Source organism: Candidatus Saccharibacteria bacterium, assembly GCA_016191105.1.
Classification (GTDB): Bacteria; Patescibacteriota; Saccharimonadia; order CAILAD01; family BJGX01; genus JACPPH01.
The window spans coordinates 37,625-51,926 of sequence record JACPPH010000002.1 but is presented as its reverse complement, the minus strand read 5'-3'; the positions used below and the strand labels follow the sequence as shown (position 1 = coordinate 51,926).

Below are 14,302 nucleotides of genomic sequence, written 5' to 3'. Positions count from 1 at the left end.
TATTTGGCTGTATAATAGAAGCTCTTGTGAAGGAGTTTAGGTAGCAAGTGATTAAAACTTGGCAACAAATCTTATTGGCCATAGTCAAGACAAGCCAGCCATTACGCTGGCTCGGTACTGCTTTAGTGTTTTTCACCGGCTATCTGTTTGCAAGCGGTACATTAAACTGGTCGCTGGTAATTGGCACCATTTATTTTATGTTGCCCTACAATCTGCTCATAAGCGGCCCCGGTGGCGACCCTTCAGATGAAAAAGAAAGCGCTGCCGGCTCAAGCACCAGTATATGGCGACAACGCTGGTGGCAACTGGCAGCTCTAATTAATCTACCATTTTTAGCGTATTTCTTTGTGATTGGCGATTGGCCTGTAAGATTAATAATGTCTGGGCTGATAATCCTAAGCTTGGCCTTTAATCTAAAGCCGCTCCGCTTAAAAGCGGTAGCAGTTGCTGATAGCGTGGTATTTAGCATAGTAGGCTGCGCCGGCCCAGCAGTTTTTGGTCTGGTGCTGGGGAGGTCTAGCAATTTTTACCTGCCAGCGCTGATAGCCCTGCTTAGCTGGGGCATTGGCAGCTATGCTTTCGGCACTATTCGAGGCATCAAATCAAATCGCCGAGCACGGGTTCACTCAACTGCCTCGACCCTTGGTATTCGCAAGACAGTTAGCTTGTGCATTCTACTTTATCTATTTACCGCCATGCTGGTTGCCATATTTTATCCCCCTACTGGCATACTAGCAGGAGGAATGTTGGCTCTTTACGCACTTAATGCCAGCTTTTTTAGAAAATACCGGTCAGATGTTCACGCCACTCAATTCGTTAGGGGCTGGAATAACATTCAGTGGCTCAACGTAATGGTTGGAGCCGGCTTAGGATTAATCTTACTATTTAATACCGATCCGTTTGGACTCAGGGGTAGCTATGCACAAATCTATGGTGTGTTTCTGATAGCCATATTTGGCATCCAAACCCTTTTAATCATACAAAATCTACTGGGCTTTAAAAGGCCTCGGTCTGGGCGGCTACAAGACTGGCCCAAGGTCAGCCTACTCGTTCATACCTATAATCAGGCCGACAACATATCTTCTACTCTACTAGCAGCCTTGGGCCAGAACTACCCCGATGTCGAGATTATATATGGAGACCTGGGTTCAACAGATAATACTCTAAAAATTGTTAAGGGGTACCAGGATCCAAGACTCAGAATAGTTGACATATCGCCAACCAAAGCCGGCTGGACAGTAAATGCCTGGGCCTCGCAACAACTGCTAGACCGTTCTAATGGTGATATAGTTGTTCTGATTAGTGCCGACACAATACTGCTGCCAAGCACGATCTCAACGATTGTGGCACTAGTAGAAAACCAACACCTCGACCTACTGTCTCTGCTGCCAGCCGATCAGAATAAGACCCTAGCACAGCAGATAATATTAAGCCAAAATCATTTTTTGTTACTCGGTGCTTATCCAGCCTATATGGTAACTAAGCATTGGCCCAAATTTTCACCGGCCTATGGAGGGCTTATGGCTTTTAGCAAAGCTAAAATTGCTAAGCTAGATGGCTTTCGCACAGTTCACAACAGCCCGCTCGAAGACTTCGAGTTGGCTGCCAGTGCTCGGGAGCACGGCCTAAAAACAGGATTTTACATTGGCAGTGACGTTGCCACCAGCCAGAATCATGCTGCTTTAAATCTTATACTGTCACAAAACAGCCGGCGATTTTATCCGACACTCCATTTTTCCACACCATTAACGTTGGCCATGAGCATTGGTAGTTTTGTGATTTTTTTACTACCGGTACTGGTGGCAATTGGTATGTTTGCAAACGGGATCTACGACGGGCTACCAATAATCTTAATAGCAATAGGATACAGTTTTGCAAACCGGCTAATTGTAGCCATAAGTACTCGCCAGAGCATTTTTTCTACACTTCTATATCCATTGGGCTGCTCCATTGTGATAGTTCAAATGATTGGCTCAATGCTTAGCTACGAGCTGTTTAGGCCCCGCTGGCAGAATCGGCGACAGGCTTTCTAACTGGCTTTCATAACCTTTTCGGGCGGTACGGCTGGGGGCAAATCAATTGAAAACGCACTGCCTTTGCCTACCGCACTACGAAAACCTAGTCTGGCACCAATTTGTTTTGCTTGCCGGGCAACAATATAAAGCCCCATGCCGGTTCCAGAAATCTGCTGGACTTCGGCGGTGTTGGCTCGGTAGAATTTCTTAAACAACCGCCGCTGATCGCCGTCGCTTATGCCCAGGCCTTGATCAACTACGCATAGCCTAAGGCCACCCAGCAATAGCTTTGACTTACGGGCTGTTATGAGAATCTCCTTGCCTTTGGGGGCGCTGTATTTTATGGCATTCGTTAGAAAGTTGATCATAATTTCTTCAAGTCGCTGTTCGGAAGTTGTCACTTCAGGTAGATTATCTTCAAAGTAGGTTTTTAGGCTTAGTCCTTTGTTCTTGGCTCGATCGGTAAAATCACCTACCAACCGGTTAACAAGACTGCTCGCATTTATTCTTCTAAGCTCCGTATCAAGCACCAGCCGTTGCGAGTGCGAAAGATCCGAGATGTCTTGCAAGAGCCCCGACAAATAGAGAATGTTCTGATGAGCATCGTTTAAAAGTTTGAGGGCGGCTTCGGGCAACTTGGTAAAGCCCGGGGTTAGTACGGTTGAAACATCGGCCTCAACCGTAGCAACAGGCGTTCGAAGCTCGTGCGATACGATCGAAAGGAATTCGTCTTTTTGGCTCTCGAGTGATTTTTGCTGGCTAACATCGCGAGCCAATACAATCGCTCCAGTTGTCTGACCCTGATCAATTATAGGGGTGGCAGCTATGTAAACGTTTATGGTCCCGGTCTTGCGCTGCAGGATTAAATCATCACGAACCACTATGCCGCTGGTGCTAACCACTGGTGGCCAAATGTTCACCGGCGAGCCATCTCTGCTAAGCGGTAGCACCTCCTGCAGGCTCTCCCCTAGTATGTCTGCATGGCTGTCTATGAGTTCTAGTGCCGCCGAGTTGTACATGGTAATAAGCCCCCTAGGATCAACAGCAATAATAGCTTCTGCCAAACTATTTACCAAGGTGCGCATACGAGCATTCTGGCTACCGCTACTTGGTGTGTCCGGACGAGCTGGCAGGCTCTGGCGAAAGCTCAAAGCTTCGTTTTTGGATTCCATTATCCAATAGGTTGCCAAACTAGTGGCAAAGATTAAAAACAGCCCGGCGCCGAGTAACAAAACTAGTGCCGTCTCAGCCATCCAACCAACAAGAGCAATAACCGACCCAACTACCAGGCCAATTACAAGTGGCCAACCAATTCGACGGGATTTATTTTTAGTGGCCACGTCGTTTCCTTTTTTTAGCTTTGCGTAAAAGCAATGACGAGATTAACAGTCCGCCAAAGGCGCTAGCCAGCCCTACATAACCCCAGAAAAGTGTAAGCTTGGCAATTGCGGCAACCAGGCCGGCAGCTATGTAGCTTTGGGCGGCCTGGGTATTTGCTGGTGGTGTTTTTTGAAACAAAAACTGAACAATAAGTGGTGCTACTAGGCCGAGTATTACAAGCAAGCCGCCAGCGTAAACAAAGGGCCAGCTTGCGCGGCGCAACATGCGACCAAGTGAGCCAATATTTAAGATAACTATTAGCCCAATGGCTGCAAGTGCCGTTAGAACCGCAACGGGCAGGATTTGTTGTGATCTAATGTAGATGGTCTTAATTGCCTCAAGAAGCTGTGTCATACTTGAGCTGTCTTTTTGACCGCTGGCAATAATTACCTGGTCTGGTACGGCTGCTATGGTGGCAAACCGCACCTGGGTAGCCGACAAAGTCGGCTGGTCTGCAATTAAACGATCGGCGAGGATATCTTTAAACTGGCGTAAATCGATCCTAAGGCTCAAACCACCTGAAGCCGGCTCACGCAGCCAGTCAGTAAGCAGTACTAGCTCGGGTTTTAACAACGATTCGGTTAGGGCTGGCGTTATAACTATTCCCGTCGCTGTCTGGATTGGCTCAGCAACATTGCTGGTCTTAAGATCGCTCACTATTTGTTCTTTAATAGCCATACTCAAGCCATCGTAGGTTTTGGCCGACTTTAAAAAAGCATTCAGACTGACTGAATTAGTAAACACACCCTGTATGGAATAGCAAACCACTGCCACCACTAAAGCCAATGCAGCCAACGCTATTAGTACTTTGTTGAGCAAACGCATGAATATTCCTACTCATGCCATTGTAGCATAAGCGCTATGCACGGTTAAAACCAACCTGTTTAAAGTGAATTAGTCATACTGGGCTTGGCAAGTGATTGGTCGCCGCCCAGACTTGCCTTTAGGCTTTGAGCTGCCGTCTCGGCAGTTTGCTTAAATTGGCCGATAGCGGTTTCTATAGAGTCACGTTTTTGCTGATCCAACCTAATCAATTCATTCTTAACTTGGTCTACCGCACTGCTGTTCTGCTCGAAAGCTAGCCGGATACTCTGTAGGCTTTGAGTTAAGCCCTGCCTAACTTGGTCTGACGGCGCAGCTTTTGAACAATCACTTTGAGCAGTATTAATGGCAGCCTGAACCTGATTTTTAAACTCTGTGGCCACAGCGTCGATATTGCCCCGGTCTGAGTCGATCTTGGCGTCGACTGCGGTCCGAAAATTGCTTATAGCTAAATCGACGGCAGTACGACGAGTCGCAATGGCGCTTTCAATAGTTGACCTGTAATCTTCAACGGCTGTCTTTTGGGCAGCGGTTTTGGCGTGGTCTGCGAGTGCGGCATATTGTTGGTTGCGACGCTGGTCCCATAGACTGCGAGCCGATTTTAGCCGACCGTCAAAATTATCTCGGCGCTGCTTTATGCCGTTTACAAAATTCGGCCGGCCGTTATCTATACTCGAGCGGTTGGCGTCGATGTTTGCAATAATGTCTTTAGCAATAAAGCTTAGACGGCTACAAAAATCTGACTTTTGTTGGTCTGCTTGGTCGGCAGCTAAGGCCGGCGGCACTATAGTGAGTGCAAAAACAGCAATAATACTTATTGCCAGTATCTTGTTTGGTCCAAAATTGGATCTAAAAGTTAACATTGGCACTACTCCCCATGCGCTTTAACGAGTTTGCCGAAGCAGTATAAATATCAGCTGTGCCATCACTCGAGGAAGCATTGATCTGTTCGCTTGTGCTATCTTGGATCATAGTACTGTTGGCGTTACTAATGCTGCCGTTGGCAACAGGTGGCACATTAACATTAGTGGTTGGCTGGCTACCACTTCGAAACCAAACGATACCAACTAAGCCAATTACAACTAGCAACGCAGCCATGGGCAAATAAGCTTTAAGTGGCGCCGGCCAGCTCAACTTACTGGCAGTGGCCTGTAAAACAGCCGGGTCAGGATTTTGTGTAGACTTCAATTCATCGATAGTAATATTATTCAAGACTGCCTTAAAAGCAGCTTTGGCATCTGGCCCCGTTTGCTGGAGCTGTCCAATTTTCATTGATAGCTCGACGTCTTGTTTTAGCTTAGCAGCTATTTCTGGATTTGAGCCATAAATCTCACTACGCTCATGGTTGCTTGTATTGGGCGCGGTGGCTTTAGCTAAGATTTCGTCGTAGTTATTTTTCATCTTTATAAATCCTATTTCTTAGGCGCTGCAGCGCGCGCGATACTGCCTTGCGAGTAGCGACTTGGTTTTTTTGAATAATCTGTGAAATCTCTTGGTTATTCAACCCCTCAATAAAACGCAACCGCAAAACTTCGGCATCTATATCTGGGAGGTCCTGCATGGCGTCTAAAATATGATGAACTTCTTCTGATTCTATAACGCTTTTTTGTAAATTCTGTGACCTGTCAGCCAGAAGAGCCAAGATGTCCTCGGAATTCTCAAGCTTGCGGGCTTTTTGGCCACGAAAATGATCAGCCAATACGCTACGGGCAATTGTATATAAATAAGCCGCCGGGCTATAGCCCTGATCTCGCCAGTTGTGCAAATTTTTGTAAAATTTAATGAATGTTTTTTGAGCTAAATCCTCAGCATCGTCACGATCACCTACCCTTAACAATATGTATCGTAAGATAGGCTGATAAAAATGTTGATACAGCTTCTCGAAAGCCAAACTATCGCCAGACTTGGCCTGCGCGATAAGGGTTAATAGCTCTTCTGGGCTAAGATTCATAGACGTAAGTGCTGGCGTTACCTTTTGGTTAATTGCCCCAGATTGCATCGACGATTCTAATTCTAACTGCTCGCCAGGAAGGCACCATAGCCGACACAATGCTAACGCCAACCAAAATTAGCACATTCGTTAGTAAAAAGCCATAGTTAAGAGCTAGGTAAACATCGCCCAGCGGAAAATTGAATGGATATCGTTTTTCGAGCGGCACTGCTATAAACATAAACGCCAAAACGCCCAAAAAGCTGCCTAAGATCGTGTAAAACAATCCGCGTAAGATATAGCTCGATACAATGGTGGTAGAGCTTATACCGATAGCACGCTCAATTCCAATTTGGCGTCTTTTGTTCACGACATCAACATAGGTGATAATAAAAATTGTCAATCCCCCTACCACCAACGCCACTACGCGCAGGATTCTATTAACGACTTCCAACGAGCTGGTGTAGCTTTTAACAAAGCCAGCTCTTTCTTGCCAGGTTCTAAACTGCAGATCTGAGCGCAAAGTCGCAACCTGGCTAATTACCGACTGATCACTGGCGCCTGGTTTGGTTTTAATGTTTATAGCACTAGCCCTGTCAAAACTACCTGGCTGAATAGAGTCGAATTCAGCATCTGAAATTAGAGCCTTCAAGTCAGCTTGAATAAATTCTGTCTGGTATATGCCTTTTACAGTGTAGTTTTTCTTAACGCCATTCGCATAACTCACGGTTACGGTGTCGCCGGCTCGGGCACTCTTTAAACTATCACTGTACAGCTCGAGCTTAGTTTTACCCGCGCCTGCAATTTGCGCACCGAGTACAATCTGATCACGATCGCCCGGCTGCAAGAATGAACCCTCTATCATATAACCAGGCACGGTATAGACTTGGCGAAAACTAGGCACCTGTACACCAGAAATTTCGGCCGTGCCTTGCTCACTGCCAAACTCTATCTGGGCACTGGCAGTCCTGGCGGCCGTAGCAGACCTTACCCCGTCTATCTTGTTAATCTGGTCAACAAGCGATTGGACGTTTGTTATTAGCTCACCAGTTTTGCTCGACTCTACCGTAATGTTGCTCGTAAGAGTGTCTACGAGTTTAGTATTGGCCGTGTCAATTACACCCTGAAGCAGTGATGGCGTAAAAACTAGATTAATATAAACTAAAATCATCATGGCCATCGTCATAATCGACAACCAAGTATTGCCCCTAAAGATTGATCTTACAGCCAAGAAAAACGCTACTTGTAGCCTAGCTATCATCGGGTATCTACTCTCATCACCTGGCCGTCTGCTAGGCGCACCACACGATTTGCATAAAAGACATCATCTGGATCGTGACTGACAAAAACAACAGTCGTAGAGTACTCTCGGTTCAACCAGTAGAGCGTTTGCATCACCTTCCAGCTTGAGGCCGAGTCGAGATTTGCGGTTGGCTCATCGGCAAAAACAATTTCTGGCTTATTAATTAGTGCCCGAGCTATTGCTATCCGTTGCTGTTCACCCCCCGAAAGTTGCTTGGGGCGATGATCCCGCCGAGCCAACATATCGACTGCGTCCATTAGGGTTATAGCTCTATCCTTGTAGTCCTTGTTGTAGCGCCCTAATGCCCTGGCCGGCAAAAAAACGTTTTCTAGCGCTGTTAGTTCTGGCAGTAGGGCATATTCCTGAAAAACATAACCAAACTGTCCGAGTCGAATGCGCGACCGCTTAGACTCTGGCAAGCGTCCAACATTTATTCCATCCAGGCTAACCGTTCCGGCGGTCGGCTGGTCAATCAACCCCATCATGCGCAATAAGGTGCTCTTGCCAGAACCAGACTTGCCCATTATACAAACCATTTCTCCGGCGTGTATCTCTAAGCTAACCCCGCGCAAGGCCGTGACGTTAACCTCGCCTAAATTGTAAATCTTGCTGACTTTTTGCAGCTGCAGCATACCTTATATAGTACTATAAAGCGGTTATGTTTGCATGCTGTCTTAAGATACGCAAAAAAACCAGTAAGCTGGCCTTTTTGTTAAACATGGCTGGTTACTACTCACCCGGTGCTTTTTAAGTCCACTGGTATCAACTTTTTTATCTTACATAAAGGGCAACAAACTCACACAATCCTGGTGCACAGTTAAGGTTGGGTTAGAATATGTTAACTGGGTTGTAGCCACTGCTGGCTTCGGCCCCTAAGCGCTCGGCCTCTTCTTGTTGGAGGGCGGCAGCTTCCAGCTCCTCAGCTTCCCTCATCATGGCTTCGGCTTCGCGGTGCATGGTTGTTGAATCCATAACACACCTCCTTCATTACAAACTAAGCTTGGCATATTTTGTGGCTCTCTGCAGTAAAAAATTATACTAAAAGCCAAGTTTCTATGGTGTGGCTGGTATAGAAGCCGGATTCAGTGGAAGTGGCTGTGTGCACGTACTTTGTGTGGGTTGACCCTCAAAGCGAGCTTGCAGCCATTCAGCAATTGTGGGGCCCGCTATCAGGGCTAGCTGCAGGTGCCCGGTCTGGCCTAACCACATAGTGCTGATATTCGAGTTTTTGTTACAGTACTGCTGAATAAGAAGAGCTGTGGTGTTGGGCAGCACCACATTATCGGTTAGCCCTTGGGCGATTAGGGTTGGCACACTTGGTGGCGGTGCCTGTGGAACCTGGTTGTTCGCAGCATTATACCAGTCTGGCTCCCGAACCGGATCACTTTTGTAGTAAGGTTGTTTAATAGCCGACCGAATCAAAATATTGGCGGTTTCATCGACCAGACACCTATAGGCCAGCCGCTGATAGTTCCGCAGGCCAGCTGAGCTCACCACTTCTTGGTTGCTAAGCCCAGAATAGTAATTGGGCCAACTTGCCGACACAATCGGCCCAATCGCCCAGGCCGCACCGGTGCTGTACTGTTCTTGCAAAAGTGCAGGCAATTCTGCGGCTGGGGCTCCAGCCGCTGTGGCAACAAGGCGTAGTTCTGGAGCGTAACTGCCAGCCAACTGGGTTGCCCAAAGCACAGCGTGGCCTCCTTGGGAGTGCCCAAACAAAGCGTAGTTGTTCGAGGCAGAGCTACTCAATAAGCCTTGGGCTGCTCGCACCGAGTTAAGTACATCCCGAGCCTCACTCTCTCCAACAAGGTAATATGGCTCACCAGCAGTACCAAGTCCGGTGTAATCGGTGGCTGTTACTACATAGTTTCGAGACATCATATCGCCTATCCAGGTCGATATGGCACTGGTGGGGTTTTGCTGTCTAGAGGGCGCACAATTGTCGCCTAGACCAACCGTGCCGTGGGCCCAGGCAACAATCTTGCGACCCTCGGCTGGCGCTGGTGCTGAGGGTACAAAAATCATGCCAGAACTTACAGCTAGCGTGCCGTTTGGCAACTGTGTGTAGTACATTACCCGATAGCCAGTACCGTTTGGTGGGTTTGTGCCAAGTGGCTCAGAACGAATTATCTGTCCTGGCTTGCCTGGCGGTAGCGGGTTGGGGGTAGTGTAAAACGAATCTAAACTGTCTTGATACTTTGTTGCCTGGTAATTACTATACCAAGTTTTTATGCCCCAAGCGGCTAGCCCAAGCAACACCAAGACAAAGATTGCCGTCCATACTTTGTGGCGACGAAACCAACTAAAGCGATTGCGAGTCTTATTGTCGGTCATTACTCCACACTATAGATTATGGGCTAGAATTTTACAAACTTCTTGAGCTTTTACTCGGGCTTCGTGGATTCGTCCCACGGGGTAACCAGTTGAAAAAAGTTACCGTCTGGGTCGGACAAGGTGGCCATGGTGTATTTTTCGTCACCACCAGGGTGGTAGGGTTCTTGCACAATGCCGGTGCCATTAAGAGTTTTTATGCGTTCAAAGTCGGCCTCAACATCTTTGCTTTCAAAGTTTAGCATAATCCGCTCGGGGTTGGCGCTCTTACCATTTACTTTATCGTGTGGACCAATCGAGATAAAACAACTTCCAGCTAAGTAGCCTGTAAAGCCAATCTTATCGTCTTGCCACTCGGGTTTCTTTTGCAAAACTCGGCCGTAGTATTCGGCCAGCTTATCAGCCTGTTGGCTACTAATTAATATGCTGTTCATGTTTAGCATAGTTTCAAACTCCATAGTTTCGACTCCTTTTAACTATTATATGCCCATGGGTCAAGGCACCGTTATCTACCCGACAGCTTGCCGTCCTCGATAGTGAATTTTTTGTCAGTCTTACCAGCAATCGCTAAATCATGGGTAACCACAATAACCGTTGTCTTAAACTGACGACTCAGACTGTGTAGCAGATCAAACACCATTTTGCCAGTTTTGCTATCAAGATTGCCGGTTGGTTCGTCAGCCAGCACCATAGCTGGCTTATTGGCCAAGGCTCGGGCAATAGCCACCCTTTGCTGTTCCCCGCCCGATAGACGGCCAGGCTTGCGGTGATGTTTATTGCTACCCAGATCAACTTGGTCAAGCAACTCGATGGCTCGTTGCTTGCGTTGCGGTTTATTGACACCACAGAACTCCATAGGCAACATTACATTTTCGATAGCTGTTAAATTTGGAATTAGGTTGTAGTTTTGAAATACAAAACCAATCTTGCGACAGCGATAGTCAATTAGCTTGCGATCAACTAGTTTGGTAATGTCGGTGCCATCCATTTCAATTCGACCATCACTCGGTCGTTCCAGCGCACCCAAAAGTGCCAGGAGCGTGCTCTTGCCGCTGCCACTTGCGCCCACAATCGAAACAAAGTCACCATTACCAACCGAGAGGTTAACTTTGTTAAGCGCAGTTACCAAGCTACCCTGATCGTTAAATGTCTTTCCTAAATTAGTTACTTTTAGCATTACTCTGTCCTCATTACTTCTGCCGGCCTTACCTTGGCAATCAACCAAGCTGGCACTGCGCTACCCAAAATCGCAATCAATAGCGCCGCCAATACGGCATAGCTCAACACATTCCAGCCTATGGCAACCTGAATGTTCCGGATTGCTGTGTTAGCATTTTGAGCAGCCCCTCGAATGCCGCCAGCAGCATGCGTGCCACCAGCTTGTTCTGTGCCCAAACCTGATCCAGCTTGTTGGACGTTATTTGTGGCACCGCTAGTAACTAACGTTTTGGTAACAGGATTGCTGCCGATTATGCCAAGGCCAAGGCCAATTACCATGGCTAGCAATGTAAGGGTTACAGCCTCCACAATAAATTGAGCAACAATTTTTCGATTAGTGGCACCAATGGCCTTGGTTACTCCGATTTCGCGCCGGCGTTCGCGCACAATCATAAGCATGGTTAAAAAGATAATTATCGCTCCAGTAACCACAGACCCCACTAAACCAATGAATGTAACACTCTTAATGCTTTCGAGCGGTGCTAATGCCTGACTAGAGGTATCTTGTTGGCTTACTACATCAGCGGCACTTCCTAACTTGGCCTGAATAGCGGTGACGGTGGCCTGCATATTAGATATTGAATCTACTTGCACAACAGCGCTTGTGATTGCGTTAACCTGATTAGATAAGCGCTGCTCAGTAGCCACCGGCATTATTATGAGATTGTCTGAGAATCTATTACCCGAGGTGAATATACCAGAGACGGCTACAGGGCTGCCATAGGCTTGAAATGTCGAACCAACCCTCAAGTTGTTCTTGCTGGCAAGCCCTTGCCCTACCAGGGCGATATTGTTGTTACTACCGCCATCGATGGTTTGGCCGCTTACTATACTGACTGTACCGCCACCAAAAGTCTGGAGTGAGCTCGGATTGCTAGTCCCCACCGCGATAACTGTTGGTGGAATATTGCCCCCCTCCTGGTTGCCAGATTCACTATGATTCTGGCGCCGGCCAAAGCTGCCAGCCTCGACTGCCGATTGTAAGTTAGTATCGGTTGAGTTCAGACGATCAACCAGCGCTGTTGTTACACTACCAACATGGTCAGTGCTCTTTACTTGGTTGATCTGATCGTTCGTAAGCGGTTCCCCTCCACCCTCGACGCCACGAGCGCCCGCTGGAGAAACAGTAATAATATTACCAATTGAGCCCTTAACCGAATCAATCTTGGCCTGTACTGCTTGGCGAGCGAGTACCATAATAATTGCCAGGCCAATACTAAGGCTCAATATGAGTACAATCGAAATTGTGCGTATGGAGTTTCGAAAGGCGTTGCGAATACCACGAGAAATAAAATTCATTTTTTTGTGAAAGCCTAGTTAGTGTATGTTTTAAGAAACGATCCCAATGTGCGACTGTGACCAAACTAAGCCAAAAACCCACTTACTACCTAGTGGTAGTGTGTTTGATCAAACTGTAATAGAAAGATCTATCCTGATTTTGGCATAAGTACAAGGGCAGCGTACGATCTTGGAAAGTATAACTTTGATTATAACGAAAACAGCGATCTCGGAACAAAATTCCGAAACCGCTTGAGGGGCCGACCATATGTCGCTTACCCCACCCACCCGGGTTGACTAACTCCCAGCAGAAGAGCCGATCCCCTTCCCTTTCAACTCTCGCGCCTCCTCTTCCAGCTCTTGAGGAAGCAGCGAGAGTGGATCGTCTCCGGTCTCGAAGTCCCACTTCTTCTCCTTCAGGAGAAATGGGAAACAGAACGCAGCCACTTCTTCATCGCTCCACTTTGCAACGGCCTGAGCCGCGCCCTCCGGATCCATCGGGAAGTGGCCAGTCAACGAGGACTGAAGGATGCCCTCGGCGATTGAACGAAGCGTAACTTCAGCAGTTTCCATGAGTCACCTCAACGGTAGTGTAGTCCGAGGCTGTTCCCCGAATCCTATGCTTTATATCATTTTTTATGGCTAAATTCAAGCATAACAAAAAAGACCCATTCGGCTTATTTAAGAGCTGGCTATGGTACTCAAGCTGCACCCTACGCCATAATCGCCAACTCTCGGCCGGCAACCATAGTTTGTTAGTCGGTCCCCTGGCTCGTAGGGTTCGGTGCGGCAGCATCATTTGGTGTTTGGCTAATAAAAATCGAGGTTATTTGTCCGTCTGCGCCAACCGTTGCAGCCACAATATAACCATTGCCAGACTGACCAACAATGGCCCCACTGCCAAAGTACTGGGCGTTCGAACCTTGCTGCAACTGCTGCAGTAGGGATTGTGAAAGATTCCAATTCCAGCCACCGCTCGCACCTTGCAGGGCAGCCAATGAGGCTAAGATTTGCTGAGGTGATTGCTGGGTAGTGCTGGAGCCAGCCAACGCAAAGGTTACCGATTGAGCCAGAATAGCCGAGAGTTCCTGGTAATTCTTGCTGTCAATAGCATTTTGTATCTTATTGCGCAGATCTTGCGGAATGTTGATTTGAACGCCGGTTGCACTCTTTGTGTTAGCATTGCTCTCAGAGCTTTGCGACTGATTGAGCTTTTGCCGAAGTTGTTCAGATTTTTTCTCAAGATCGGTAATTTTACCCTTGTAAACAGAGGCTGTTACAAGATATGTTAATACATTGGTGCCAATTATCAACAAAGCCACCAGTCCAACCAAGTACCCCGTGGAAAGGCCCTGAGCACTTAAGGTTGAAGCGGCTTTTTTGCCAAGCTTATTGCTGGTCTCAGGTTTTTTGTTGCCTGGTCGATTCGAAATTGTATAGCGTTCTGGCATAAGTGCTTTGATTATCTCAAATGCTGTGTGTGTGAGCAACAAAATAGCCCCGCTTGGGGCTATTTTGTTGCTATACTCGGCTGTCTATCGGGTTACCGAGATCGTTGCACCCTGTTCGGCATCTGGAGCCGAGACAGTAATCCGATTGTTGGAGTCTTTTACAACAAGATACTTTGAATCATTAGCATTGTTTGAGCTAGGGTCGCGTGGGATTTTGACCAAATACTTACCGTTGTCGGTTAGTACGCTCAAGTCAACAAGACCTGTGCAAGTACCGCCTGGAGTAATACAGGCGTTGCCGCCAGCAATTGTAATGCTCGATGGAACATTGCCGTTGTTATCAATCGAGTATTGATAGATAGCATTAATTAGTGTGTTAACGTCGCTACGACGCTGGGCGTTACGAGTGTCGGCCAACTGTTTGGCCGGGTTAACGGCCAAGATTACAATTCCGGCCAGAATTGCAATAATTGCCACCACCAGCAAAACTTCGATCAAGGTGAAGCCTTGGTGTTTTTTAATTGATTTGAATGATTTGAACATAATTACCTCTTTTTTATTTGTTATAGTTGCT

16 protein-coding genes are annotated in these 14,302 nt (G+C 47.3%); 1 reads left to right on the top strand and 15 read right to left on the bottom strand.

Annotated elements, in window-relative coordinates; translation table 11 throughout:
• The first annotated feature begins 47 nt into the window (after window positions 1-47).
• A complete protein-coding gene (locus HYX70_00455) occupies window positions 48-2,033 on the top strand; it encodes a glycosyltransferase (protein MBI2797754.1) in 1,986 nt (661 codons plus the stop codon).
• Here the strand turns inward: HYX70_00455 and HYX70_00450 are convergent.
• The 15 genes from HYX70_00450 to HYX70_00380 all read right to left on the bottom strand — a co-directional run bounded on the left by HYX70_00450 (window position 2,030) and on the right by HYX70_00380 (window position 14,271).
• On the bottom strand, window positions 2,030-3,355 hold the full coding sequence (locus HYX70_00450; GenBank protein MBI2797753.1) for a PAS domain-containing protein: 1,326 nt from the start codon (window positions 3,353-3,355) through the stop codon (window positions 2,030-2,032). The genes HYX70_00455 and HYX70_00450 overlap by 4 nt on opposite strands.
• Complete coding sequence (locus tag HYX70_00445) at window positions 3,345-4,214, bottom strand: hypothetical protein (protein ID MBI2797752.1); 870 nt, start codon at window positions 4,212-4,214, stop codon at window positions 3,345-3,347. Before HYX70_00445 ends, HYX70_00450 begins: the two co-directional genes overlap by 11 nt.
• Before the next feature lie 65 nt (window positions 4,215-4,279).
• Window positions 4,280-5,080, bottom strand: a complete 801-nt coding sequence (locus tag HYX70_00440) for a hypothetical protein (protein ID MBI2797751.1) — start codon at window positions 5,078-5,080, stop codon at window positions 4,280-4,282.
• Window positions 5,067-5,618 (bottom strand): hypothetical protein, encoded by a 552-nt coding sequence (locus HYX70_00435; protein ID MBI2797750.1) that lies wholly within the window; start codon window positions 5,616-5,618, stop codon window positions 5,067-5,069. Before HYX70_00435 ends, HYX70_00440 begins: the two co-directional genes overlap by 14 nt.
• Window positions 5,608-6,216, bottom strand: a complete 609-nt coding sequence (locus tag HYX70_00430; GenBank protein ID MBI2797749.1) for an RNA polymerase sigma factor — start codon at window positions 6,214-6,216, stop codon at window positions 5,608-5,610. Before HYX70_00430 ends, HYX70_00435 begins: the two co-directional genes overlap by 11 nt.
• A complete protein-coding gene (locus HYX70_00425) occupies window positions 6,197-7,408 on the bottom strand; it encodes an FtsX-like permease family protein (protein MBI2797748.1) in 1,212 nt (403 codons plus the stop codon). Before HYX70_00425 ends, HYX70_00430 begins: the two co-directional genes overlap by 20 nt.
• Window positions 7,405-8,082 (bottom strand): ABC transporter ATP-binding protein, encoded by a 678-nt coding sequence (locus tag HYX70_00420; protein MBI2797747.1) that lies wholly within the window; start codon window positions 8,080-8,082, stop codon window positions 7,405-7,407. Before HYX70_00420 ends, HYX70_00425 begins: the two co-directional genes overlap by 4 nt.
• 196 nt (window positions 8,083-8,278) lie before the next feature.
• The gene (locus HYX70_00415) at window positions 8,279-8,422 is read right to left on the bottom strand and encodes a hypothetical protein (GenBank protein ID MBI2797746.1); all 144 of its coding nucleotides are present in this window, start codon (window positions 8,420-8,422) and stop codon (window positions 8,279-8,281) included.
• An 81-nt stretch (window positions 8,423-8,503) separates the two neighbouring features.
• A complete protein-coding gene (locus HYX70_00410; GenBank protein MBI2797745.1) occupies window positions 8,504-9,784 on the bottom strand; it encodes a hypothetical protein in 1,281 nt (426 codons plus the stop codon).
• A gap of 50 nt (window positions 9,785-9,834) precedes the next feature.
• Window positions 9,835-10,239, bottom strand: coding sequence for a hypothetical protein (locus HYX70_00405; GenBank protein ID MBI2797744.1), 405 nt, complete (start codon window positions 10,237-10,239; stop codon window positions 9,835-9,837).
• A 47-nt stretch (window positions 10,240-10,286) separates the two neighbouring features.
• Complete coding sequence (locus tag HYX70_00400; protein MBI2797743.1) at window positions 10,287-10,958, bottom strand: ABC transporter ATP-binding protein; 672 nt, start codon at window positions 10,956-10,958, stop codon at window positions 10,287-10,289.
• Complete coding sequence (locus tag HYX70_00395; GenBank protein ID MBI2797742.1) at window positions 10,958-12,298, bottom strand: FtsX-like permease family protein; 1,341 nt, start codon at window positions 12,296-12,298, stop codon at window positions 10,958-10,960. The genes HYX70_00400 and HYX70_00395 overlap by 1 nt, the downstream gene beginning before the upstream one ends.
• Window positions 12,299-12,574: 276 nt before the next feature.
• Window positions 12,575-12,850, bottom strand: a complete 276-nt coding sequence (locus tag HYX70_00390; protein MBI2797741.1) for a hypothetical protein — start codon at window positions 12,848-12,850, stop codon at window positions 12,575-12,577.
• 182 nt (window positions 12,851-13,032) lie between these two features.
• Window positions 13,033-13,728 carry a hypothetical protein gene (locus HYX70_00385; GenBank protein ID MBI2797740.1) on the bottom strand — a complete coding sequence of 232 codons (696 nt, stop codon included), beginning with the start codon at window positions 13,726-13,728 and terminating at the stop codon, window positions 13,033-13,035.
• An 84-nt stretch (window positions 13,729-13,812) separates the two neighbouring features.
• Complete coding sequence (locus tag HYX70_00380) at window positions 13,813-14,271, bottom strand: prepilin-type N-terminal cleavage/methylation domain-containing protein (GenBank protein ID MBI2797739.1); 459 nt, start codon at window positions 14,269-14,271, stop codon at window positions 13,813-13,815.
• Between the last annotated feature and the right edge of the window lie 31 nt (window positions 14,272-14,302).